Origin of the sequence: Alkalilacustris brevis, from assembly GCF_003350345.1 — a bacterium.
Lineage (GTDB): Bacteria > Pseudomonadota > Alphaproteobacteria > Rhodobacterales > Rhodobacteraceae > Alkalilacustris > Alkalilacustris brevis.
In genome coordinates, this window is the sequence record NZ_QNVJ01000088.1 from 33666 (window position 1) to 57780 (window position 24115).

The 24115-nt window shown below is 68.4% G+C and carries 24 protein-coding genes; 5 read left to right on the plus strand and 19 right to left on the minus strand.

Going from position 1 to position 24115, the window contains the following annotated elements; translation table 11 throughout:
• Positions 1-18: 18 nt before the first annotated feature.
• The 3 genes from DQ229_RS14090 to DQ229_RS14100 form a co-directional block, all read right to left on the minus strand.
• On the minus strand, positions 19-1146 hold the full coding sequence (locus DQ229_RS14090) for an aminotransferase class V-fold PLP-dependent enzyme (RefSeq protein ID WP_114966899.1): 1128 nt from the start codon (positions 1144-1146) through the stop codon (positions 19-21).
• A gap of 77 nt (positions 1147-1223) precedes the next feature.
• Complete coding sequence (locus DQ229_RS14095; RefSeq protein ID WP_114966900.1) at positions 1224-1688, minus strand: Lrp/AsnC family transcriptional regulator; 465 nt, start codon at positions 1686-1688, stop codon at positions 1224-1226.
• Positions 1685-2143 carry an Lrp/AsnC family transcriptional regulator gene (locus tag DQ229_RS14100; protein ID WP_114966901.1) on the minus strand — a complete coding sequence of 153 codons (459 nt, stop codon included), beginning with the start codon at positions 2141-2143 and terminating at the stop codon, positions 1685-1687. The genes DQ229_RS14095 and DQ229_RS14100 overlap by 4 nt, the downstream gene beginning before the upstream one ends.
• 142 nt (positions 2144-2285) lie before the next feature.
• Between DQ229_RS14100 and ilvC the strand changes: the two genes are divergently transcribed.
• Both ilvC and DQ229_RS14110 read left to right on the plus strand, forming a co-directional pair.
• Positions 2286-3308 (plus strand): ketol-acid reductoisomerase, encoded by a 1023-nt coding sequence (gene ilvC / locus DQ229_RS14105; RefSeq protein WP_114966923.1) that lies wholly within the window; start codon positions 2286-2288, stop codon positions 3306-3308.
• Between the two features lie 73 nt (positions 3309-3381).
• Positions 3382-4317 carry a DMT family transporter gene (locus DQ229_RS14110; RefSeq protein ID WP_114966902.1) on the plus strand — a complete coding sequence of 312 codons (936 nt, stop codon included), beginning with the start codon at positions 3382-3384 and terminating at the stop codon, positions 4315-4317.
• 23 nt (positions 4318-4340) lie between these two features.
• On the opposite strand, the gene DQ229_RS14115 is transcribed toward DQ229_RS14110, so the two are convergent.
• From DQ229_RS14115 to gltX, 5 genes are all read right to left on the minus strand, one after another.
• Complete coding sequence (locus tag DQ229_RS14115) at positions 4341-5552, minus strand: M23 family metallopeptidase (RefSeq protein WP_114966903.1); 1212 nt, start codon at positions 5550-5552, stop codon at positions 4341-4343.
• 67 nt (positions 5553-5619) lie between these two features.
• Entirely contained in the window at positions 5620-6258 is a 639-nt protein-coding gene (locus tag DQ229_RS14120) for a protein-L-isoaspartate(D-aspartate) O-methyltransferase (protein WP_114966904.1), read from the minus strand.
• On the minus strand, positions 6258-7046 hold the full coding sequence (surE, locus tag DQ229_RS14125) for a 5'/3'-nucleotidase SurE (protein WP_114966905.1): 789 nt from the start codon (positions 7044-7046) through the stop codon (positions 6258-6260). Before surE ends, DQ229_RS14120 begins: the two co-directional genes overlap by 1 nt.
• Before the next feature lie 147 nt (positions 7047-7193).
• Complete coding sequence (gene gltA / locus DQ229_RS14130; protein ID WP_114966906.1) at positions 7194-8489, minus strand: citrate synthase; 1296 nt, start codon at positions 8487-8489, stop codon at positions 7194-7196.
• 79 nt (positions 8490-8568) lie between these two features.
• On the minus strand, positions 8569-9996 hold the full coding sequence (gene gltX, locus DQ229_RS14135; protein WP_114966907.1) for a glutamate--tRNA ligase: 1428 nt from the start codon (positions 9994-9996) through the stop codon (positions 8569-8571).
• A 221-nt stretch (positions 9997-10217) separates the two neighbouring features.
• Here gltX and DQ229_RS14140 point away from each other — a divergent pair, with 221 nt between their 5' ends.
• Positions 10218-12302: a ComEC/Rec2 family competence protein gene (locus tag DQ229_RS14140; RefSeq protein WP_238381091.1), complete on the plus strand. Its 2085-nt coding sequence runs from the start codon at positions 10218-10220 to the stop codon at positions 12300-12302.
• 45 nt (positions 12303-12347) lie between these two features.
• Here the strand turns inward: DQ229_RS14140 and DQ229_RS14145 are convergent, their stop codons facing one another.
• The 5 genes from DQ229_RS14145 to DQ229_RS14165 form a co-directional block, all read right to left on the minus strand.
• Positions 12348-13283: an arginase family protein gene (locus DQ229_RS14145; RefSeq protein WP_114966925.1), complete on the minus strand. Its 936-nt coding sequence runs from the start codon at positions 13281-13283 to the stop codon at positions 12348-12350.
• 113 nt (positions 13284-13396) lie between these two features.
• A complete protein-coding gene (locus DQ229_RS14150; RefSeq protein WP_114966926.1) occupies positions 13397-14161 on the minus strand; it encodes a 1-(5-phosphoribosyl)-5-[(5-phosphoribosylamino)methylideneamino]imidazole-4-carboxamide isomerase in 765 nt (254 codons plus the stop codon).
• A 207-nt stretch (positions 14162-14368) separates the two neighbouring features.
• Positions 14369-14602, minus strand: a complete 234-nt coding sequence (locus tag DQ229_RS14155) for an acyl carrier protein (RefSeq protein WP_114966908.1) — start codon at positions 14600-14602, stop codon at positions 14369-14371.
• Positions 14603-14827: 225 nt separating this feature from the next.
• Positions 14828-15565, minus strand: a complete 738-nt coding sequence (gene fabG / locus DQ229_RS14160) for a 3-oxoacyl-ACP reductase FabG (protein WP_114966909.1) — start codon at positions 15563-15565, stop codon at positions 14828-14830.
• 102 nt (positions 15566-15667) lie between these two features.
• Positions 15668-16312, minus strand: a complete 645-nt coding sequence (locus DQ229_RS14165) for a L,D-transpeptidase (protein WP_238381092.1) — start codon at positions 16310-16312, stop codon at positions 15668-15670.
• A 217-nt stretch (positions 16313-16529) separates the two neighbouring features.
• Between DQ229_RS14165 and DQ229_RS14170 the strand changes: the two genes are divergently transcribed.
• Complete coding sequence (locus DQ229_RS14170) at positions 16530-16937, plus strand: universal stress protein (protein WP_114966910.1); 408 nt, start codon at positions 16530-16532, stop codon at positions 16935-16937.
• A gap of 93 nt (positions 16938-17030) precedes the next feature.
• Here the strand turns inward: DQ229_RS14170 and DQ229_RS14175 are convergent, their stop codons facing one another.
• The 6 genes from DQ229_RS14175 to DQ229_RS14200 form a co-directional block, all read right to left on the minus strand.
• On the minus strand, positions 17031-17564 hold the full coding sequence (locus DQ229_RS14175) for a GNAT family N-acetyltransferase (RefSeq protein WP_114966911.1): 534 nt from the start codon (positions 17562-17564) through the stop codon (positions 17031-17033).
• The gene (gene fabD, locus DQ229_RS14180) at positions 17561-18493 is read right to left on the minus strand and encodes an ACP S-malonyltransferase (protein WP_114966912.1); all 933 of its coding nucleotides are present in this window, start codon (positions 18491-18493) and stop codon (positions 17561-17563) included. Before fabD ends, DQ229_RS14175 begins: the two co-directional genes overlap by 4 nt.
• 108 nt (positions 18494-18601) lie before the next feature.
• Positions 18602-19015 carry a hypothetical protein gene (locus DQ229_RS14185; protein ID WP_114966913.1) on the minus strand — a complete coding sequence of 138 codons (414 nt, stop codon included), beginning with the start codon at positions 19013-19015 and terminating at the stop codon, positions 18602-18604.
• Between the two features lie 63 nt (positions 19016-19078).
• On the minus strand, positions 19079-20857 hold the full coding sequence (locus DQ229_RS14190) for an SLC13 family permease (RefSeq protein WP_114966914.1): 1779 nt from the start codon (positions 20855-20857) through the stop codon (positions 19079-19081).
• A 206-nt stretch (positions 20858-21063) separates the two neighbouring features.
• The gene (locus tag DQ229_RS14195; protein WP_114966915.1) at positions 21064-21894 is read right to left on the minus strand and encodes a TIGR00282 family metallophosphoesterase; all 831 of its coding nucleotides are present in this window, start codon (positions 21892-21894) and stop codon (positions 21064-21066) included.
• Positions 21895-21971: 77 nt separating this feature from the next.
• Positions 21972-22544, minus strand: a complete 573-nt coding sequence (locus DQ229_RS14200; RefSeq protein ID WP_238381093.1) for a 5-formyltetrahydrofolate cyclo-ligase — start codon at positions 22542-22544, stop codon at positions 21972-21974.
• Between the two features lie 135 nt (positions 22545-22679).
• On the opposite strand from DQ229_RS14200, the gene guaD reads away from it, so the two are divergent.
• A complete protein-coding gene (gene guaD / locus DQ229_RS14205; protein ID WP_114966916.1) occupies positions 22680-23975 on the plus strand; it encodes a guanine deaminase in 1296 nt (431 codons plus the stop codon).
• Positions 23976-24115: the final 140 nt, after the last annotated feature.

Here is a 24115-nt window from a genome sequence, read left to right on the forward strand (position 1 = left end):
GCGCCGCCGCCCCTGCACTTACAGCACTTTGTCCAGCACCCGCTCAAGCCGCGCGAGCGTGCCGGACACATCATAGAGCTTGTCGAGCCCGAACAGCCCCAGCCGGAAGGTGGCGAAGCCTTCGGGCTCGTTGCATTGCAGCGGCACGCCCGCGGCGATCTGCATGCCCTGGGCGGCGAACTTGCGGCCGTTCTGGATTTCGGGGTCGCCGGTATAACTGACCACCACGCCCGGTGCCCCGAAGCCCGGCGCGGCGACCGAGGCCACCCCGCGCGCCGCGAGCAGCTTGCGCACGCCGTCGCCGAGTTCCCATTGCGCCTGTTTCAGCCGGTCGAAGCCATACTCGCGGCTTTCCAGCATGGTGTCGCGGAACACGCGCAGCGCATCGGTCGGCATGGTGGCGTGATAGGCGTGGCCGCCGCCCTCATAGGCCTCCATGATCGCGGTCCATTTCGCCAGGTCGAGCGCGAAACTGTCCGATTTCGTCTGCTCCAGCTGCGCGCGGGCGGCCGCACTCATCATTACCAGCCCGGCGGCGGGCGAGGCCGACCAGCCCTTTTGCGGCGCCGAGATCAGCACATCGACCCCGAGCGCGCGCATGTCCACCCAGACGCAGCCCGAGGCGATGCAGTCGAGCACGAAAAGCGCGCCGACCTCATGCGCGGCCTCGGCCATGGCGGCGATATAGTCGTCGGGCAGGATGATCCCGGCCGAGGTTTCCACATGCGGGGCGAAGACGACCTCGGGGCGGACGGCGCGGATCTCGGCGACAACCTCGTCGATGGGCGCGGGGGCAAAGGGGGCCTGCGCGCCATTGCCGCTTTGCCGCGCCATGCACACGGTGGTGCGCGCGGCGAAATCGCCGGCCTCGAAGATCTGGCTCCAGCGATAGGAGAACCAGCCGTTGCGAACGATCAGCGCGTGCCGCCCGGCGGCGAACTGGCGCGCCACGGATTCCATGCCATAGGTGCCGCCGCCCGGTACAACCGCCACGGCATCGGCGTTGTAGACCTCGCGCAGCATGGCGGAGATGTCGCGCATGACCTGCTGGAAGGCCGCCGACATGTGGTTGAGCGAACGGTCGGTAAACACCACCGAGAATTCCAGCAACCCGTCAGGATCGACATCAGCGCGCGGCAAAGTCATGAGGTAAACCTTTCCAAGATGAACACCTCAGCAGGTGTAGATACCATGTCCGCCGCAGGCAAGGCCCGCGCAAGGTGTCAGCCGGTGCCCAGCGGGCCGGGGCGGCGCTCTTCGCTCAGGAGCACATTGGCATCGACCTGCCCCACGCCCGGCAGGGTCATGATCCGGCGGCGCAGGACGCGCTCGAAATCGGCCAGGTCGCGCGCCACCACCCGCAGGCGGTAATCGTAGAGGCCCAGCACGTGCTCGACGGTCTGAACCTCGGGGATGGCGCTCACGGCGCGTTCGAAATCCTCGAGCCCCAGCCGCCCGCGCGTGGCCAGCCGGAGGCCAAGAAACACCGTCACGCCGAAGCCGAGCGTCTCCAGGTCCAGCGCCACCTGCCGGCCGCGGATCGCGCCTTGCGCGCGCAGCCGTTGCAGCCGCCGCCAGGCGGCGGGCTGGCTGAGGCCCAGCGACCGCCCCAGCGCCCCGGCGCCCAGCGTGGCGTCCTGCCACAGCGCGCGCAGGATGCGGCGGTCGGTCTCGTCCAGCTCGATCATATCGGCAGCACCGCGCCGGACTTGATGCGCGCCACATGCATCAGGGCCTCGATATCGGCGATATGGGGCAGCGTGAGGATACGCTCGCGGTAGATTTGCTGATAATGCGCCATGTCGCGGGCGATCACGTTCAGCCGCACATCGACCCGGCCCAGGAAGGTCTGGATTTCCAGCACCTCGGGAACCCGGCGCGCGGCCTCGATGAATTCGTCGAAGGCGCGCGGGTTGGTCTTGTCGAGCGTGAAGCGCAGGCTCACCTCCACTGCCCAGCCCAGGGCGCGCCAGTCAATTACTGCGTGCTGCCCCTTCAGGATGCCACGTTCGCGCAGCCGGGCCAGACGGCGCGCGCAGGTAGCCTCGGTCACGCCGGCGCGGGCGGCCAGGGCGGCGATTGTCTGTTCCGGATCGGCCAGCATGTGGCGCAGCAGGCGCCGGTCTGTATCATCGGCTTGCATGAAACCATCACATGACTGCGTGAATGTGCATGATTACCACGATCAAATGCAGAAACAATGCGGTTTTGACGGTTTTTCACGCACGATTTCGCCTATGCTGCGGCCAATCGAAACCGCTGTGCGAACAAAGGGAGAGCCCCTCATGCGCGTCTATTATGATCGCGATTGCGACATCAACCTGATCAAGGACAAGAAAGTTGCCATCCTCGGCTATGGCAGCCAGGGCCACGCCCATGCGCTGAACCTGCGCGACTCGGGCGCCAAGAACGTCGTCGTGGCGCTGCGCGAAGGCTCGGCCTCGGCCGCAAAGGCCGAAGGCGAAGGGCTGAAGGTCATGGGCATTGCCGAGGCCGCCGCCTGGTGCGACCTGATCATGTTCACCATGCCCGACGAGTTGCAGGCCGAAACCTACAAGAAGCACGTCCATGACCACCTGCGCGAAGGCGCGGCGATTGCCTTCGCGCATGGCCTGAACGTGCATTTTGGCCTGATCGAGCCCAAGCCCGGCGTCGATGTCATCATGATGGCGCCCAAGGGCCCCGGTCACACCGTGCGCGGCGAATACGTCAAGGGCGGCGGCGTGCCCTGCCTGGCTGCGGTGCATCAGGATGCCACCGGCAAGGCGATGGAGATCGCGCTGTCCTATTGCTCGGCCATTGGCGGCGGGCGCTCGGGCATCATCGAGACCGATTTCCGCCAGGAATGCGAAACCGACCTGTTCGGCGAGCAGGCCGTGCTGTGTGGCGGCCTTGTCGAGCTGATCCGCATGGGCTTCGAGACGCTGGTCGAGGCCGGCTACGAGCCCGAGATGGCCTATTTCGAGTGCCTCCACGAGGTGAAACTGATCGTCGACCTGATCTATGAGGGCGGCATTGCGAACATGAACTACTCGATCTCGAACACCGCCGAATATGGCGAATATGTCTCAGGCCCGCGCATCCTGCCCTATGATGAAACCAAGGCACGCATGAAGGCGGTTCTGCGCGACATCCAGACCGGCAAGTTCGTGCGTGACTTCATGACCGAGAACGCCGTCGGCCAGCCGATGTTCAAGGCCACCCGTCGCCTGAACGACGATCACCAGATCGAACAGGTGGGCGAGCGGCTGCGCGGCATGATGCCCTGGATTTCGGCAGGCAAGATGGTGGACAAGGCGCGCAACTGAGCGCAGATTACCGGCCAAGGTCTTGACGGGGCGCCAGACCGGCGCCCCGTTTTTTCACGGTTGAATTTGATCCATGTCGCAATCGCACGCCCTTTCCCCCGCCACGGCCACCGACTGGGCGCTTGTCTGCGCGCTTGGCGTGATCTGGGGGGCGTCCTTCATGTCGGTCACGGTGGCGCTGGAGGGGTTTGCCCCGCTCACGGTTGCGGCTGGGCGGATCGCGCTGGCTGCGGTCGCGCTGTGGCTCGTGGCACGGGCCACCGGGCACGGGCTGCCGCGGCTCACCACGGCCGAAGGCCGGCATATCTGGGCGTTTGCCGCGGCGATGGCCCTGTTTTCAAACGCATTTCCGTTCTTCCTTCTGGCCTGGGGGCAGCAGCACGTGGCCTCGGGCTTTGCCGGCATCACCATGGCGACGGTGCCGCTGTTCGTGCTGGGGCTGGCGCATGTGTTCGTGCCGGGCGACCGGATGACGCCGCCGCGCGTGGCGGGCTTTGCGCTGGGGCTGAGCGGGGTGCTGCTGCTGATCGGGGTCGATGCGCTGGCCAGGAGCGGCGCCGAGCTTGAGGATATCGCGCGGCTGGCCTGCGTGGGGGCCGCGGCCTGCTACGCCATCGGCTCGATCATCACCCGCCGCGCGCCCGCGACCAGCCTGATCACCTTCAGCGCGGCGGCGCTGGCGGCAGCGGCAGTTCTGATCGTGCCCGTCGCGCTCTGGGTCGAGGGGCTGCCGCGCTGGCCTGCCGAGGCGGGCGCGCGGCCCGTTCTGGCGATGCTCTATCTGGGGCTGGGGCCCACGGCGCTGGCCACGCTGATCCTTGTTCGGGTGGTGCGCGGCGCCGGGCCGGGGTTCCTGGCGCAGGTGAATTACCATGTGCCGGTCTGGTCGGTGGTGTTTGGCGTGACGCTGCTGGGCGAAACGCTGCCGCCGCAATTCCTGCTGGCGCTGGCCCTCATCCTTGCGGGGCTGGCGGTCAGCCGCGCGCGGGCATGGCGGCGGCGGCCCTGAACGGGCCGCCCCAAGCTACGGCATCAAGGCAGGTAATCCATCGGATCGACGCTGTCGAAGCCTTGCCTGACCTCGAAATGCACGAACGCCGGATCGCTTGAACGCACCACTGCGATGGTATCGCCCCGCTGCACCGTAGCGCCGCGCTCAACGCGGATGTCGTCGATATTGGCATAGACGGTCAGCAGGTTGTCGGCGTGGCGGATCACCAGGATCGGCATCTGGTCGGTATCGCGGGTGATCGCGGCCACGGTGCCGCTGTCGGCCGCGCGCACCGCTGTGCCGGCGCTGGCCGCGATCGAGATGCCATCGTTCGAGCCGGGGTTGTAGCCGCGGATGATCCGGCCTTCGACCGGATAGATCAGTCGCGCATCGGTGGCCGCCGTGGCCTGCGCCGGCGCCGCTTCCGGCTCGGGTTCAGGGCTGCGCTCGGCTGCCAGGTTGGGCGAAGGCGGCGGTGCGGGCGGCGGCGCGGCGGCAGGGTCGTCCTGCGGCAGGGGTTGCGCGGCGCTTGGCGGCTCAGGCGTGGGCGAGCCGCTGCCGGGGCGCGGAGCCTCGGACGGCGCTGCCGCAGCGGTCCGTTCACCCGGCGCGGGGACCGGGATGATCAGATACTGCCCCTCGCGCACCTCCAGATCGGGACCGAGGCCGTTCCAGTCAGCCAGGCTGCGGGTCGAGACATTGTAAAGCCGGGCGATGGAATACGCCGTTTCCCCGCGCACCACGCGGTGGCGCACAGGCTCCTGCCCGGTTCCGGCAGCCACCTGAACGGGCGCGCGCGGCCCGTCGCCGCGCTGATCGGCGCGGTCGATCGCGGTGGTCGCAATGGCCGCCACGTCGATCCCGTCCCTGCCGTCTGCGGTGCCGGCGGGGCCCGCGGCCACCCGGCTGGGCAGGGCCAGAACTTCGCCGGGGCGCAACTGGGTGTCGGTGCTCAGCGCGTTGAACTGCGCCAGCTCCTGGGGGCTCAGATCAAGCCGCTGGGCGACCTGTGCGACGCTTTCGTTGCCGCGCGCGACGACGACCTGGTAATTGGGGTAAGAGATGACCCCGCGCGCATCCGGCTGCGGACGCTGCGCGGTCGCCTGGCGCGCCGCCTCGGTTGTGGAGGTGCCGTTACCGCTCGGGCGCAGATCCCAGTCGAACCCGTTGTCACAGGCAGCAAGGGCCAGAATCGATGCGCACAGCACCAGCGGGCGCGTCCTCCGGCCGGTAATTTTGCTCATGGCTCTCATCCTCAATTCGATCCCGGTCGGGGTCATGCTGCCCCGATCCCTGTCCGCCGCCTTCTGCCGCGCGGCCTCATTCCTTTCCAAGCCCCTCAACCAGCGGCACGAAGCGCACCGCCCGCAACTCGTCATACTCGAACCCGGTTTCGGTTCGCCGGACGCGGATCAGGCTTTGCACCGTGTCCGACTGCCCTACCGGAACCACCATGATACCCCCTATCCGCAACTGGGCCAAGAGCGGGCCGGGCGGGTCTTCGGCCGCAGCGGTCACGATTATGCGGTCGAAAGGTGATTGCTCGGGCAGGCCGCGCGATCCGTCGCCATGCACGGCGATGATGTTCACAAGGCCCAGTTTCTCGAATACCTGCCGCGCTTCCTGGATCAGGCGGCGGTGGCGCTCGACCGTATAGACCCGCCGCGCGATGCGGCTGAGCACCGCCGCCTGATAGCCCGAGCCGGTGCCGATCTCGAGCACCTTGTCGCGTGGCCCCAGCTCGAGCGCCTGGGTCATCAGCCCCACCACCGAAGGCTGGCTGATCGTCTGGCCGCAGCCGATGGGCAGGGGCATGTCCTCGTAGGAGCGCTCGGCGAAAAGGCCACGCACGAAGGCGCCGCGATCAATCGCCTCCATCGCGGCCAGCACGCGCGCATCCGTCACCCCCTTGGAGCGGATGCCGTAGATGAAGCGCATCTTCTGCTCGGCGTCGTCCATCACCCCTCCAGCCGGTCGCGCACGGCATCGACCGCATCATGGGCGGTCAGGTCGGCCCGCATCGGCGTGACCGAGATGTAGCCCTCCAGATTGGCGGCCGCATCGGTGCCCGGCGCGGTGGGCAGGTGCTGCGGGCCGCCGGTGATCCACAGGAACTTGCGCCCCGAGGGCGAGATATGCGGCTCCACTCCGAAAAACGTGTCCTTGCGGTAGCCCTGTGTGGTGACGCGCAGGCCCTTGACCTCGTCGGCGCCCATGGGCGGGAAATTCACGTTGTAGAACAGCCGGTAATCGCCCGCATCCCACAGGCCCCGATCAAGCAGGCGGCGCACCACATCGGTGCCGTGGCGGGCGGCGGCCTCGAACGGGTCGGCCAGATCCTGCGTGCGCGGGCCGAAATACTGCGACAACGCGATCGCGGGCAGGCCCTGAAGCGCGGCTTCCAGCGCGCCGCCCACGGTGCCGGAATACATCACGTTCTCGGCCGCGTTGTTGCCCCGGTTCACCCCCGAAAGCACCAGATCGGGCCGGCCGCCCTGCAGCACATCGTAAAGCCCGGCCAGCACGCAATCGGCCGGGCTGCCCTCGGCGGCATAGCGGCGCGGGGCCAGCCGGGCGATCATCATCGGATGGGTGTAGGAGATCTTGTGCGCGACGCCCGATTGCTCGAAGGCGGGCGCAACCACCCAGACCTCGCCCTCGGGGCCGGCGATCTCGGCGGCGATGGATTCGAGCACCGCAAGCCCCGGCGCGTTGATGCCATCGTCATTCGTCACCAGAATCTTCATGCCTGCCCCCGTTAGCTTGCGACCTGCCTACTCCAGCCCGCGGCAACGGTAAAGCGCCGCTGCCATCCGCCTGCGCTCCTGACAAATGCGAAAGCCCCGGAGCACGCGCTCCGGGGCTTTGGCTGCGGCGCTGGTGGCACGTCTTGCTCAGCGGTTCTCGACCTCGACATAGCCGCGGCGCGCTGCACCGACATAAAGCTGCCGCGGGCGGCCGATGCGCTGACTCGGGTCCACGATCATCTCTTTCCACTGCGAGATCCAGCCCACCGTGCGCGACACCGCAAAGATCGGCGTGAACATCGAGGTCGGGAAACCCATCGCATCGAGGATGATGCCCGAATAGAAATCGACATTCGGGTAGAGTTTCTTGTCGATGAAATACTCGTCCTCGAGTGCGATGCGCTCAAGTTCCTTGGCGACCTGGAGTGTCTCGTTATTCTCGATTCCCATCAGGCTCAGCACCTCGTCGGCGCTTTCCTTCATCACCTGGGCGCGCGGGTCGAAGTTCTTGTAGACCCGGTGGCCAAAGCCCATCAGGCGGAAGGGGTCGTCCTTGTCCTTGGCGCGCTTGATGAATTCGGGAATGCGATCGACCGTGCCGATCTCGCGCAGCATTTCAAGGCAGGCCTGGTTGGCACCACCATGCGCCGGCCCCCAGAGGCAGGCGATGCCCGCGGCAATACAGGCGAACGGGTTGGCGCCCGACGAGCCCGCCAGCCGCACTGTCGAGGTCGAGGCGTTCTGCTCGTGATCGGCGTGCAGGGTGAATATCCGGTCCATCGCGCGGCTCAGGATCGGGTTTACCTCGTATTCCTCGCAGGGCACGGCAAAGCACATGCGCAGGAAGTTCGAGGCATAGTCCAGATCATTGCGCGGATAGACGAAGGGCTGCCCCAGCGAATACTTATAGGCCCAGGCGGCGATGGTGGGCATCTTGGCGATCATGCGGATCGCGGCCACTTCGCGCTGCCACGGGTCGCCGATATCGGTCGAGTCGTGGTAGAACGCGCTCATCGCCCCCACAACACCGACCATTGTGGCCATCGGGTGGGCATCGCGGCGGAAGCCACGGAAGAAATACTGCATCTGTTCATGCAGCATGGTGTGGCGGGTCACGCGATCCTCGAAATCCTCAAGCTGCGCGGCGGTGGGCAGGTCGCCGTAAAGCAGCAGGTAGCAGACTTCGAGAAAATGCGATTTCTCGGCCAGTTCCTCGATCGGGTAGCCACGATACAACAGCTCGCCCTTGTCGCCATCGATGAAGGTGATGGTCGACTCGCAGGAGGCGGTCGAGGTGTAGCTGGGGTCATAGGTAAAGACATCGCCTTCGGCATAAAGCTTGCGGATGTCGATCACATCCGGTCCCGCCGTGGGCGAATACATGGGGAACTCCAGCTTCTTGTTGCCGAAAATCAGCGTTGCCGTTTGCTTTTCTTCCGCCATATCACTCCCTTTCGTCATTGGCCGCCCATCGGGGGCACATGGGTCGCATCGCCTGCCCAGCGGCACCGGCCAAGGGCGTTCAGGCTGTCGCGTCAGCGATCCGGGCGAGTGTTTCCTCCCGGCCGATCACAATCATCATGTCGAAGACGCTCGGCGTGGCGGTTCTGCCTGCCAGCGCCGCCCGCAGCGGCTGTGCGATCTTGCCCAGGCCCTGGCCTCGGGCTTCCGCAACATCGCGGACGGCCGCCTCCAACTCGTGTCGCGTCCAGCTAGCAGTTTGCAGTTGCGGCGTCAATTCCCTCAGCATACTGAGGGATTCCGGATCAAGCGCCTTGGCCGCCTTCTCGTCGGGGGCAACTGGCCGCTCCAAAAGGATAAAATGCGCTTTTTCATATAGTTGGAAAAGCGTTTTTGCACGGTCCTTCAAATGAGGCATGGCCTGCAACACCCCGTCGCGCTGCGCCTCGGTCAGGGCCGGCTGGCCGGTTGCGGCAAGCCAGCTTTCCAGATCATGCAGCAGCGCAGCATCGTCGGCCATGGCGATATGCTGCCCCGAGACATGGTCGAGTTTCTTGAAATCCAGCCGCGCCGGGGCCCGCCCAATCCCTTCCAGGTCGAACCATTCCAGCGCCTGCGCATCCGTGAACACCTCGTCATCGCCGTGGCTCCAGCCCAGCCGCGCCAGATAGTTGCGCAGCCCGGCGGGCGTATAGCCCATGCGGCAATATTCCTCGACCCCCAGCGCGCCGTGGCGCTTGGACAGTTTCTTGCCGTCAGGGCCGTGGATCAGCGGGATATGGGCAAACACCGGCACCGCCCATCCCATCGCCCGATAGACCAGCACCTGCCGCGCGGCATTGTTCAGGTGGTCATCGCCGCGGATCACATGGCTCACGCCCATGTCGTGATCGTCCACCACCACTGCCAGCATGTAGGTTGGCGTGCCATCGCCGCGCAAAAGCACCATGTCGTCAAGCTGCTCGTTGCCGAAGCGCACGTGGCCCTGCACCGCATCGTCGATCACTGTCTCGCCCTCGCGCGGGGCCTTGAGGCGGATCACATACGGCGCATCGGGGTGATCGCCTGGGTCGGAGTCGCGCCAGGGGCTCTGGTAAAGCGTCGAGCGCCCCTCGGCCCTGGCACCCTCGCGGAAAGCCTCGATTTCTTCAGAGGTTGCGAAACACTTGTAGGCGGCACCCGAGGCAAGCATCGCCTGCGCCACCTCGGCGTGCCGCCCGGCACGCTCGAACTGGCTGATCGCCTCGCCGTCCCAGTCCAGCCCCAGCCAGCGCAGCCCGTCGAGAATCGCCTGCGTCGCCTCGGGGGTGGAGCGGGCGCGGTCGGTATCCTCGATGCGCAGCAAGAATTTCCCGCCGCGCCCGCGTGCATAAAGCCAGTTGAACAGCGCCGTGCGCGCGCCGCCGATATGCAGAAACCCCGTGGGCGAAGGGGCAAAGCGGGTGACGACAGGGCGATCGGGGCGGGTATCGGCGGCGGTGTCGGACATGCGGCCAGGCCTTTCGTTGCGGTGTTCCTGCCCACGCGCCACACAGCTGCGCCGCGCTGGGACGATCGGCGGTTAACCTTTCGGAAACCATGCCGGAGATAATGCTGGAAAGGGTCTAGGCAATCGCCGGGGGCAGGACAAGGGTGCGCGGGCTGGCCGTTTCATCACTGGCGCCGGCAAGAGCGGGCGCAGACACGCGCGCAGGAACAGCCGCGGGGGCCGTGGCCGCGGCCCTGCTGGCAGCTGCGGCGGCGCCCGCAGCGGCGCTGGCGCGGGCACATGGGCGGCTTTTTCCGTTCGTGCCGATCTGCCTGGCGCTGGGGATCGGCAGCTATTTCGCCTTGCCGCGCGAGCTTTCCGCAGGGGAATGGGCGCTTGCCACCCTGGCGGGGGCGCTGCTGCTGGCGCTGGCATGGCGCCGCCCCGAAACCTGGCGCCCGTTGGCGCTGGCGGGGGTGCTGGCGCTTGCGGGGCTGGCGTTGGCGGCCGCGCGCAGCCACCATGTCGCGGCCCCGGTGCTGGAGCGGCATTATTACGGCGCGATCGAGGGGCGGATCGTGGTGATCGACAGATCGATCTCGGATGCGCAACGGCTGACGCTCGACCAGGTGGTGCTGGAACGGCGCAGCGCGGCCCGCACACCGGCACGCGTGCGCGTTTCGCTGCACGGGCGGCAGGGGTTCATCACCCCGGAAATCGGGATGCGGGTTATCCTGACCGGGCATCTTTCACCACCCGGCGGCCCGGTCGAGCCGGGCGGGTTCGAATTCCGCCGCCTGGCCTGGTTCGACCGGCTGGGCGCGGTCGGCTATACCCGCACCCCCGTTCTGGCGCTGGCCCCGCCCGAACCCGGCGGCGTCAGGCAGGCGATCACGCGCCTGCGCATGACGATCTCGGCCGCCGTGCAGGCGCGCATGCCGGGCGAGCCGGGCGCGTTCGCCGCCGCGATCCTGACTGGCGACCGCTCCGGCATCGGGCGCGAGACGCTGGAGCATCTGCGCGCCTCCAACCTGGCGCATCTGCTGGCGATCTCGGGGCTGCACATGGGGCTGCTCACCGGGTTCGTCTTTGCGGCGCTGCGCTACGGGCTGGCGCTGATCCCGCCGCTTGCACTGCGCCTGCCCACCAAGAAGATCGCGGCAGTTCTGGCCCTTGGGGCCGCCGCGTTCTACCTGATGCTGTCGGGCGGAAACGTGGCGACCGAGCGCGCCTTCACCATGGTCGCGGTGATGCTGGTGGCGGTGCTGGCCGACCGGCGTGCGATCAGCCTGCGCTCGGTGGCGATCGCGGCCACGCTCATCCTGCTACTTCGGCCCGAGGCGCTGACCCAGGCGGGTTTCCAGATGTCCTTTGCCGCCACCACGGCGCTGGTCGCGGTGTTCGGGCTGATGCGCGAGGCGCCCGGCCGGCATCGCGCGCCCCGCTGGGCCCAGGCCGCGCTGGGGCTGGTGATCTGCTCGACCGTGGCGGGGCTGGCCACGGCACCTGTGGCGGCGGCACATTTCAACCGCCTGGCCGAATACGGGCTGGTGGCCAACCTTCTCAGCGTGCCGCTGATGGGGTCGCTGGTGATGCCTGCGGCGGTGATCGCCGCGTTTCTGGTGCCGCTGGGGCTGGCCTGGCTGCCGCTCAAGGCGATGGAGGCCGGCACGCGCTGGATCCTCGGCGTGGCCGAATGGGTCGCGGGGCTGGACGGGGCGGTCGTGCCCATCGCGCAGCCGCCCGGATGGGTATTGCCGCTCCTTGCGCTTGGGGCGCTGTGGCTGATGCTCTGGCCCGGGCGCGCCCGCTGGGCCGGGCCGCTGGCGATGGCCGCGGCGCTGACGGGCTGGGCCACCGCCGACCGGCCCGCACTGCTGATCGCCGACACCGGCACCCTGGCCGGGGTGATGACGCCGCAAGGCCGCGCGCTGTCAAAGGCCAGCGGCGAGCGTTTCGTGGCGCGCAACTGGCTCGAGGCCGATGGCGACATGGCCACCCCGGCCGACGCCAATGCCCGCCCCGGAATGGATGGCACCGGCGGCACGTTGCGGTTCGACCTGAGCGGCACGCCGGTGGTGCATCTGACCGGGCGCGGCGCCACCGGGCGGGTTGCGACGGCCTGCGACACGGCCGATCTGGTGATCCTTGGCGCGCTGCATGACGGCCCCGCCCCCGCTGGCTGCCAGGTGATCGACAGCGGCTATCTGGCCAGAAGCGGCGCCTTGGCGATCCGCTCTGCCACGGGCGGGGGTGGCCTGCACATCACCAGCGCCGAGGCCCGCGCCGGCCGCCGCCCCTGGACAAACCCGGCCCCGGCGCGCTGAACCTGCCGCGCTGAACCTGCCACCGCGTCAACGCCCGCACCCAGCTCAGCCCTGCGCCGCGATCACCCCGAGCGCGGCGGTCAGCAACTGCGCCGCCAACGTCGCGCCCAGCCCGTGAATATCATGGTCCGGCATGAACTCGGTCACGGCCATCCCGGCAATGCGCCCGCGCGCCGCCGCGCCTTCGATCAGCCCCAGCGCGGTCGCGTAATCCAGCCCCCCCGCCGTGCGCGCGATCACCGCAGGCATGATCGACGGATCCAGCGCGTCGCAATCGAGCACGATGAATATCTCGGCCCCCTGAGGAATGTGATTCAAAGCCGCAGCCACCCCTTCCTGCGCCAATTGCCGGGCCGGAATGATCGCCGCGCCCCAGTCGCGCGCGGCCTCGACATCGCCCTCGCGCGCCGATCCGAGCCCGCGCGCGCCAATCTGCACGATCTGCGCCACATGCCCCATCTCCGAGGCCCGCCGCATGGTCGAGGAAAGCCCCCAGCGTTCACCGCCCACCTGCTCGCGCCAGTCGATATGCGCGTCGATCTGCAACACAGCAAGCGGGCCCCGCCCCTCGTAGCCCTGCAACACCGGAATAGGCACCGAGTCATCCCCGCCGATCACCACCGGCGCCGCGCCGCCGCCCAGCAGCGCCGCCACCGCCTGGCGGATCGCGACGCGGTTGCCCGCCGCATTGGCCGCGTCCAGCCGCAGATCGCCGCAATCGGCCGCATCGCCGTCGCACAGCGCGACGCGGCCCAGATCGAAGTTCACATGCCCTGAAAGATCGGCATATTGCGCCGCCGCGGCCCGGATCACCCCCGGCGCCTTGGCGCAATAGGCCCCCGCCGACGGGTAGGGCGTGGCCATCGGCACCCCCAGGATGGCCGCGCGCACGCCCGGTTGCGCGGGATCGGCGCAAAAGGGCAGCCCCAGAAACGTTTCTGACGCCGGCTTGCCGCCCAATAGATTGCCGATCCCTGCCATGGGGTTGCCCTCCGCCTTTGCCTGGGGGCCATCATGGCCCGCACGCCCGGCCCCTGCCAAGCCCTGCATTGCGAAAGATGCTCGTGGGTGGATGCGGCGGTGTCAGCGCCGGCCTAGCGGAACTCCGCCTGCGGCTCAGTTGGCTCGGCGGCCAGCGCCAGCGCCTCCTCCAGCTCGAGCGTGCGGTTGAACAGCGCGCGCCCCACCACCGCCCCGGCGACATTGCCCACGTATTTCAGCCGCGAGAGGTCATCGAGCGTGCGTACCATCCCGCTGGCGATCACTGGCTGGCGCGTGCTCCCCGCCAGCCCCGAGACCAGCCCCAGCGTCGCATCGCTGTCGCCCACATCGGCGTCAATATCGGTGATCAGCACCGCCGCAAGGGGGGCCGCCTCGAAATGCGCCAGGAAGTCCAGTGGCGCGAAGGCGCTGGCCTCCTTCCAGCCCGCGCTCATCACCCGCCCCTGGTAGACATCCACGGCCAGCACGATCTGATCGGGGTGATACTTGGCCGCCTCGAGCACCATCGCCGGGTCGAGCACCGCCGCCGTGCCGATCACCACGCGGCCCGCGCCGGCCTCGAGCCAGTGCCGGGCGCGGGCCAGGCTGCGAATGCCCCCCGCCACCTGCACCGGAATACCCGCGGTGCGGATGATCTCCTCGATCAGCGCGGCGTTGTCGCCCTCGGGACCCTCGGTGCCGGAGGCCGTCGCGACCGCGTCGAAATCCGTCACCTGCATCCAGCTTGCCCCGGCTGCGGCAAAATCGCGCGCCTTGGCCAGCGGATCGACATGCCAGATCACCGGCTCGTCCAGCCGCCCGCGTGTCAGGCTCACGCAGTGCCCGTGCCAAAGCTCGATCGTCGGGTAAATGATCATCGATTCGCCCTCATTGCAGCAGAACACGGCCAGCATAGCCCGGCCAGCCTCTCTGCCGCGACGGGGAAACGACCCCTTCGCCACACACGGCGACGCAACACCCTGTCGCCCACCCCCGCAAATGCAAAACGGCACCCGCAAGGGGTGCCGCATGTGCAGCTTTGCAAATCCGGCGGCGCGCCATGCACGCCTGCCCGGCCCGCGTGCTTATTGCGCGTCGGTGATGAACTTTACCGCATCGCCGAAGGTCTGGATGGTCTCGGCCGCATCGTCGGGAATCTCGATGCCGAATTCCTCTTCGAAAGCCATGACCAGCTCGACGGTGTCGAGGCTGTCGGCGCCCAGATCATCAATGAACGAAGCGTTCTCGGTAATCTTGTCTTCGCTGACGCCAAGATGCTCGACGACGATTTTCTTAACGCGATCTGCGATGTCGCTCATGTCCGTTCCTCATTTCCGTTTCACGGGTGCAGCCCCGTCTTGCGTTTCACGGGTGCATCCCGTCCAAGCTGACCCTGTCTCACCTTCAGCGCAGCAGCACAGGGTGCCCCGCTCGAGGCTGGGCCTCCGACCTGCGCGGGCCATGGCCCCCGACACAATCGACGCCGCCTATAGCACAGAGTCGCGCCTTGGCAAACGCTTTCAAGACCACCCCGCACGCCCCGTTCAGAGCATGGCCATCCCGCCATTCACATGCAGGGTGGCCCCCGTCACGTAGCCTGCATTGGGGCTGGCCAGATAGAGAACCGCGCCCGCGATCTCGTCTGCCGTGCCCATGCGCCCGGCCGGCACCTGCGCCAGGATGCGCGCCTTCTGCTCGTCGTTCAGCTTGTCGGTCATCGCGGTGGTGATGAAGCCCGGCGCCACGCAGTTGACGGTGATGTTGCGCGAGGCGACCTCCTGCGCAAGGCTCTTCGACATGCCCACAAGCCCGGCCTTGGCCGCGGCATAGTTGCCCTGCCCCGGATTGCCCGTGGCGCCCACGATCGAGGTGATGCTGACGATCCGCCCCCAGCGCGCCTTCATCATGCCGCGCAGCACGCCGCGGCACAGGCGGAAGCTGGCGCTCAGGTTCACGTCGAGCACGCTTTGCCATTCCTCGTCCGACATGCGCATGAACAGGTTGTCGCGGGTGATCCCGGCATTGTTGACCAGGATATCCACGCCCCCCATCGCCTCGGCCGCGCGCGCAGGCAGCGCCTCCACCGCCTGCGGGTCCGACAGGTCGCAAGGCAGCACATGCGCGCCCTCGCCCAGGCTCAATGCCAGCTTGTCCAGCGGCGCCTCGCGCGTGCCGCTCAGCCCCACCTGCGCCCCCGCGCCATGCAGCGCCGTGGCGATGGCGCCGCCAATCCCGCCCGAGGCGCCGGTCACCAGCGCCCGCTTTCCCGTAAGATCGAACATGAGGCTCTCCCGTCCCGATACTGCGTTACGGCAGCAGATAGCAGGCTTGCACGCCGGGGGAAACAGGCCAGACCCCCGGCACGCGGTGGGAAAGGGCCGCGCTCAGATCACCACCACCTGGGTGCCCACCCCGGCCAGTTCGAAGAGACGCTCGACATTCTCGTTATGCAGCCCGAAACAGCCATTCGAGGCCTTGCGCCCGATCTTGGCCGGGTTGTCGATGCCGTGAATGCGGTAATACTGCCAGGTCAGGTTCATCGCCCGCGTGCCCATCGGGTTGTCCGGCCCCGGCTCGACCCGCGCGGGCAGCTCGGGGTCGCGTTCGCGCATGTTCGGCGTCGGAATCCAGACCGGCGCGCGCCGCATCAGCGTAATCTCGGTGCGCCCGCGGCGGGTGAATTCCTCGCTCATCGGCACCGAGCACGGATAGAGCAGATAAATCTCCTCATCCTCCGACCAGAAATGCAGCGCGCGCGACGCCGTGTCGCACAGGATCGCGCCATTGCGCAGATGGTCGAAATGGTCCTGCCAGCGCACGTTGCGGAAGGATTGCGTGTTGCGCCGCGCCCGCTCGGCCGGCCCGGCATCCGCCAGATCCGCCTCCTCGTCGATCTCGCCGCTGAACGCCTGCGCCAGCGCCGGCGCCCCCAGCATCGAGAACGCCGCCGCGCTGCCCAGCCCCAACACCCGCCGCCGCGAGACCTCGCTGCCGCCCAATTCCATACCTTCGCGCCGCCACTTGCCCATCGCACTGCCCCTTCTTGTCTGCCGACCCTGCCGGGCCATCGTCTTTTCCGGCACAAAGAGCCACAACTCCACGGGGCTGCGCAACCCCGCCCGGCCCCGCGCCGCAATCACATTCGCGCCATCTCCGGGGGCGCTGCGCCATGGACATTCGCATCCGCCAGCGCCATTCTCTCACACATATCGCGCATCCCCGGTTCCCGCGCAGGAAAGGCCCGACATGTACAACCACATCCTGATCCCCGTCGCCTTCGAGAAAGACTCCGACACCGCGCCCGCCATCGCCACGGCACGCGCCCTCGCCGCGCCCGATGCCCGCATCACGCTGCTGCATGTGATGGAGGAAACCCCGCCCTTCGCCATTTCCTACATCCCCGAGGGCGACCTGATGCAACTGCGCAATGCCCTCCAGAACGAACTGCGCAGCCTCGCCGAAAACGTCGAGAACGGCCAGGCCGTGCTGATCGAGGGCCATGCCGGGCGCACCATCCTCGAATGGGCCGATGAAAACAGGGTGGACTGCATCATCATCGCCTCGCACCGCCCTGGCCTGCGCGACTATTTCCTGGGCAGCACCGCCAATCACGTCGTCCGCCATGCCCAATGCGCGGTGCATGTCCTGCGCTGATCCCGGGCCTGCCCTGCCCCTTCACTGTGGTGAAAATATCCTCGGGGGGTCCGGGGGGCAGACAGCCCCCCGGCGCTGCCACAGGCACTGTGCTCAGCCAGCCTCTGCATCCCGCAGAAACAGCCACATCTCGCCATACCAGTCTTCGCAAAACCGCCGCGCGGGCCTGAAACCGGCGCGGCGCGCGGCGCGCTGCGTGGCCGCGTTCTCCACCGAGGTGGCCAGCATCAGCCGCTCGAACCCTTCCGCAAGAAGCCGCTCGGCCAGTTGCCGCAACGCGGCCGAACCTGCGCCCTGCCCCAGCGCCGCGGCCTCGCCGATGCACAGGTCGATATCGATCAGCGCATCGGGGTCGCGCATGTCGGTGCGCAAGCTCTCCAGCCCGGCCTCGGCCAGTTCGGCCTGGGTCGGGCGCTGCCAGCAGATATAACCCACCGGGCGGCCGTCCATCTCGATCAGCGCGCCGTGCTCCAGCGGCGCCTCGGCGACGATCTCGCGCCGTGCCTCGGGCGGCCCCCACCAGCGCGCCACATGCGGCGCCTCGACCCAGGCAGCCAGCAGATCACGGTGACGCGCCGGCGCGTAGGGCGCCAGCGTCACCGCCGCGCCCCCCGCCCCCGCCGTCATTGCCCCAGGGCGGCGCGCACATCCTCGGGCGTGCCGATGGCGCGGGTCTCGGCCTCGCGCGCGATGCGGCGGATCATGCCTGACAGCGCCTTGCCCGCACCGACCTCCCAGAACTCGGTGACGCCCTGCGCCGCCATCCAGGCCACGCTTTCGCGCCAGCGCACGCGGCCCGTGACCTGCGCCACCAGCAGCGCGCGGATCTCGTCCGGGTCGGTCACGGCCTCGGCCTTCACATTGGCCACCAGCGGCACGGCGGGCGCGCTGATTTCCACCTCGGCCAGCGCGGCCTGCATCGCCTCGGCGGCCGGCTGCATCAGCGCGCAATGGAACGGGGCGGAGACAGGCAGCAGCAGCGCGCGTTTCGCGCCGCGTTCCTTGGCCAGGTCCACTGCACGCTCGACCGCGGCGCGCGCGCCCGATACCACCACCTGCGCGGGGTCGTTATCATTCGCGGCCTCGCAAACCTCGCCCTGCGCGGCATCTGCCGCCAGCGCCTCGACCGCGGCGACATCGAGGCCCAGCACTGCCGCCATCGCCCCCTCGCCAACCGGCACGGCCTGCTGCATCGCCTGGCCACGCAGACGCAAGAGCCGTGCAGTGTCTGACAGCGACAGCGCCCCGGCGGCGCAGAGCGCCGAATACTCGCCCAGCGAATGCCCGGCGACGAAGCCTGCCTGATCCAGCGTGAACCCTTCCGCGAGCAAGGCCGCCATGGCCGCCAGCGAGGTGGCCATCAGTGCGGGCTGGGCGTTGGCAGTCAGGGTCAGATCCTCGGCCTCGCCCTCCCAGATCAGCGACGAGAGCTTCTCGCCCAGCGCCGCATCGACCTCGTCGAAGACGGCGCGCGCCTCTGGCCAGGTTTCGGCCAGGGCCTTGCCCATGCCGATGGTCTGCGCCCCCTGCCCCGGAAACACCAATGCCCGCGTCATCTGCCGCACCTCCTGCTACTGCTACGATCCCGATTTGCCGGCGGGCATAGCGCCCCGCGGCGTGCCCGTCCAGTCATCCGGCGCATCCGGGGGCTGGCAGGGACGCGCTCAATCCTCGATCGGGGGTGGCGAGGCAAAGACATACCGCCGCCCGTCCGCGCCGGTGATCCCGACCTCGGCCACCTCGGCCAGTTGGTCATCGAGGGTGAGCGCGGCGAAGATCGCGCCGATGATCTCGCGCAGCGGATTCGAGCGCGGGTCGAGCCGCACCTCGTAGGCGTAGGCGGCCGAGCAGCCCTCAAGCCGCCCCTGCCAGCCCTGCGCCGTGGCCTCGGCGGGGCGCGGCCCGAAGCAACGCTGTCCGTCCGACATCGTCACGCTCAGCATGTCGCGCGTCAGCGCGGCGTCGCGCGGCACCGGATCGCCGGCTGGCGCGCAGGCGGCCAGCCCGCCCACCAGCCCGAGGCCAAGCGCCATCATCCGCAGCGGCCTGGCGTAAACGGAATAAAAGATGCGGCGCATGATCCTACCTCCTGAACGGCAACGGGGCGCGGCGGCACGCACCGCCCGCGCATCCACGTGTTCCTACAACGGCCAGATCAGCGGTATCACAAGGCTGACCGTCACCGCCATCACAAGATTCAGCGGAATGCCGATGCGCATGAAATCGGTGAACCGATAGCCGCCGGGACCGTAGACCAGCGTGTTGGTCTGGTAGCCGATGGGCGTGGCGAAACTGGCCGAGGCCGCCACCATCACCGCCACCACCAGCGGCCGCGGATCGACCCCGACAGCCACGGCCACCCCGATGGTGATCGGGGTCAGGATCACCGCGACGGCGTTGTTGGTCACGAGTTCGGTCATGACCCAGGTCATCAGGTAGACCGACAGCACCAGCAGAAAGGGCGACATGCCCAGAAGCCAGGGCGCGGCGGCCTCGGCCACCATGCGCGCGGCGCCGGAATGCTCCAGCCCCGCACCGACCGAAAGCATGGAGAAGATCAGCGCCAGCAGCCGCCCGTCGATGAAGCCGAAAGCCTCTTCGGCGTCGATGCAGCGCGTCACCAGCACGATGGCCACGCCGATGAAGGCCAGCACCACGATCGGCGCCACCCCCAGCGCCGAAAGCACCACGATCCCCGCCAGCACGGCAAGCACGATGGGCGCGTGGCGGCGGCGGAAGGGCTTTTCCGAGGGCTGGCCGACATCGACCATGTCCATGTCGGCGGCGAGGCGCTGGATGTCCTCGGGCGCGCCTTCCAGCAGCAGCGTGTCGCCCACCTGCACCACCAGATCATCAAGCTGGCGGCCGATGTTCTGATTGCGGCGGTGCACGGCCAGCGGATAGACGCCGTAGCGGCGGCGCAGGCGCAGATCGCCCAGCTTGCGCCCGACCATGCGGCAGCCCGGCGTGATCAGCGCCTCGACCGTGGCCGTGCGCACCGAGGACAGCTTGTCCACGACCTTCACATCGCGATGGCTTTGCAGGCCCAGCACCTCGGACATCGGCGTGCGCAGCACCACGCGGTCGCCCTCCTGCAGGGTAACGCCGGCCAGATCGCGCCGCAGCGAGGCATCGCCGCGCAGCACGTCGATCACCCGCGCCCCCTCGCGGCGGAAGATATCGACCTCGTCGAGCGCCTTGCCCGCCAGCGACGAGCCCTCGGGCACCGCGACCTCGGTGAAGAATTTCATGCGCGAACGGTCGGGAATGAGCGCGCTCATCGAGGTCCGGTCGGGCAGCAGGTGGCGGGCAAACAGCGCCAGATAGGCCATGCCCACCGCCGCCACCACCAGCCCGATCGGGGTGATCTCGAAAATGGTGAAGGGGGCCAGCCCGTAGCCGCGCGCGACCCCATCGACCAGCAGGTTGGTCGAAGTGCCCAGAAGCGTGATCGTACCGCCGAAGATCGACAGATAGCTGAGCGGGATCAGTACCTTGGAGGGCTTGATCTGCAACTGTTTCGACAATTGCATGAAGACCGGGATCATCACCACCACGATGGGCGTGTTGTTCATGAAGGCCGACATCCCCACCACCGTCAGCGCCAGCGCGGCCAACGTGCGCAGGGGGCGTTCCTTGATGTGGCGGGCGGCAAGCTGGGTGATCCAGTCAAGCGCGCCGGTGCGCACCAGCCCGCCGACCACGATGAAAAGTGCGGCGATTGTCCAGGGCGCGTGATTGGTCATCACCCCCAGCGCGGCGTCATAAGGCAGGATGCCCAGCACGATCATCAGCACCGCCCCCGTCAGGGCGGTGACCTCGACGGGGAAGACCTCGCGCACGAACATGGCGAACATCCCCGCCACGATCGCCAGGGCGATGATTGCCTCGGTCTGCGCAGAAAACTCAATGCCGATCATCGTTTCCTTCGTTCTGGCAGGGCGGCGGGCCGCAGGGGGGCGGCGCGGGACGCAATCATCGCGAAATGCGGCCCCATCGCAAGCCCTGTCGCAAGCCTGTCCAGCCGCAGAGGCGCCGCAAGCGGCGCGGCCGGCATGGCCGGCCTCTGTCCTGCCTGCGGCAGGATGCCTCCGGCGGGGATACTTCGACCAAGAAGAAGGCAGGCTCAGGGGTTTGGGTTGGGGTTGGGGCTGGCGGGCTCGAGCCGGCCGCCCAGACGCACCATAGACAGGCGTTTCGCGGCGCCGGTGGCATCGTCGGTCTCGACGAAGAGGCCCGAGAGCGTGGCCTCGCCCAGGGCGGGCTCGAACCGGGTCTTGCCCATGCCGGTGATGAAGCGGCGCATCGGCTCGGCCTTGTCCATGCCGATGACCGAGTTGTAATCGCCGCACATGCCGGCATCGGAAAGATAGGCGGTGCCGCCGGGCAGGATCTGGGCATCGGCGGTGGGAATATGGGTATGCGTGCCCACCACCACGCTGGCGCGGCCATCGCACCAGTGGCCCATGGCCATTTTCTCGGACGTGGCCTCGCAATGCATGTCGATCAGCGCGGCCTGGACCATGCCGCCGCGCGGATGCGCGCGCAGCACCGAATCGATGGCCGAGAAGGGATCGTCGAACGGGCGGCGCATGAAGACCTGCCCCAGCACCTGTGCCACCAGCACCTTGCGCCCGCCGGGGGCGTCGAAGACCCGCGCGCCGCGGCCCGGCGCGGCCTTGGCATAGTTGAGCGGGCGCAGGATGCGCGGCTCCTTCTCGACATGTTCGAGCATCGCCTTCTGGTCGAAGGCGTGATCGCCCAGCGTCAGGCAGTCAGCGCCCGCGTCGAGCAGCAGTTTCGCGTGATCGGGCGTCAGCCCGGCGCCGCCAGAGGCGTTCTCGCCATTCACCACCACGAAATCCAGCCGCCATTCCTGCCGCAGCCGGGGCAGATGCCCGGCCACCGCCGCGCGCCCCGCGCGCCCCATCACATCGCCTAGAAACAACAGTCGCATGGGCCGGAGTTACGCGCGGCGCGGGACCGGTGCAAGCGGTTTCAGGCCTGCGAGAGCGGCGGCGGCGACATGTGGCGTCAACGGCAATGCAGCAGCCCGTCCTCGGTGACGATCATGTCGAGCGGCTCGTCAGTCGGCTCGACAGGCACGCGCGCCACCTCCTGCGCGGCATAGGCAAAGCCGATCGCCAGGACGCGCCCGCCCGAGGCCCGCAGCGCCTGAAGCGTGCGGTCGTAATAGCCGCCGCCATAGCCCAGCCGGTAGCCACGCGCATCGAAAGCCAGCAGCGGCACGATCAGCACCTCGGGTGTGAGCCAGGCGCCCGCGACCGGCACCTGCGCGCCGAAGGGGCCGGGCTGCATCAAAGCGTCCGGCGCCCAGGCGCGAAAGCGCAGCGGCTGGTTGCGCGCGGCGATCACCGGCACACAGACGGGGCCATCATGCGCGGCCATGGCGGGGATCGGGTCGGCCTCGCTGCGCATGGGCATGTAGCCTGAGAGCACGCGCCCCGCCTCTGGCGCCACGGCATCCGCCAGCACCGCCGCCGCGGCTCCGGCAGGCACGGCGGCGTGAGCCTCGGCGCGACGGGCCTGGGCCGTCACGCGCATCCTGGCCTTCTGCGCGATCAGTTCCGGCTGCTTGAGCCGCATGTGCCTGTCACCCCGTTCCTGTCGCCCCTGCCTGTGCGCGGCTCGGGGCCCGTGGCAGCTGCGCCGGGGCCTTCCGCATCGCGCGGTTCCGCACTACCCTGCCCCGCCGGACCGGGGCGTTCAAGGGATCAGTTCATGATGGAACTTCTGCTGGGGCAGGTGCTGCGCTTTGCCGGCGACCCATTCACCGATGGTCCTGATGCCGCCCGCATCGAGCGGCGCGGCGCCGTGCTGATCGACCGGGGCATGATCCGGGCGGTTGGGCCGGCCGACGAGATGCGCACCGCCTGGCCGCAGGCAACGCTGCGCGATTACGGGCAGGCGCTGATCTCGGCGGGGTTCATCGACTGCCACATGCATTACCCGCAGGCGGGCATCATCGCCAGTTGGGGCAAGCAGCTGATCGACTGGCTGGAGCAATACACCTTTCCCGAGGAGATACGCTTTGCCGATAAGTGCCATGCGCGGGCCGTGGCGCGGCTGAGCCTTGATCTGGCGCTGTCGCATGGCACCACCAGCCTGTGCTCCTATGCCACCTCGCATCCCGGCTCGGTCGATGCCTTCATGCAGGCCGCGCAGGCGCGCGGCATGCGCGTGCTGGCCGGCAAGACCTGCATGGACCGCAACGCCCCCGACGCACTGTGCGACACGCCCGCGCGCGCATACGACGAATCGAAGGCGCTGATCGCGCGCTGGCATGGGCAGGGGCGGCTCTCCTATGTGATCACGCCCCGTTTCGCGCCGACCTCCAGCCCCGCGCAGCTCGAGGCGCTGGGGGCGCTCTGGGCCGAACACCCCGATTGCCCGATGCAGACACACCTGTCGGAACAGACCGACGAAATCGCCTGGGTGGCCGAACTGTTCCCGCAGGCGCGCGATTACCTGGATGTCTATGAGCAATTCGGCCTGCTGGGGCACGGCGCGATCTTTGGCCATGCCATCCACCTGACCCCGCGCGAGCGTGCCCGGCTGGTCGAAGCCGGCGCCGGCGTGGCGCATTGTCCGACCTCGAACACCTTCATCGGATCGGGCCTGTTCGACATGGCCGGGCTTCGCGCCGAGGGGCTGGCGGTGGGGCTGGCCACCGATACCGGCGGGGGCTCATCCTTTTCGATGCTGCGCAGCATGGCCGCGGCCTATGAGATCGGCCAGCTGCGGGGCACTGCGCTGCACCCGGCACAACTGTGGTGGCTGGCGACCGTGGGCGCGGCGCGGGTGCTGGGAATCGACGGCCATGTGGGCAACATCGCCGTGGGCATGGAGGCCGACCTGATCGTGGTCGATCTGGCCTCGACCCCTGCGATTGCGCAACGCGAGGCCCGCGCGGAAGATTTATGGGAGGCGCTTTTTCCCACCATCATGATGGGCGATGACCGCGCGATCCTGGAGACCCGCATCGCGGGCCGCGCCTGCGCGCCGGCGGCGGGGTAAAGGCCTCTGCACAACACACCACCCCGCCACAGGGCCCGCCGGGCCGCGCCTGCCATTCCGGGGGCTTACGCCGCCCAACCGGGGCGACGGTCCCCCTCCATCCCGGCGGGCGCTTCAGACGCCTCACATCTTGTAACGTG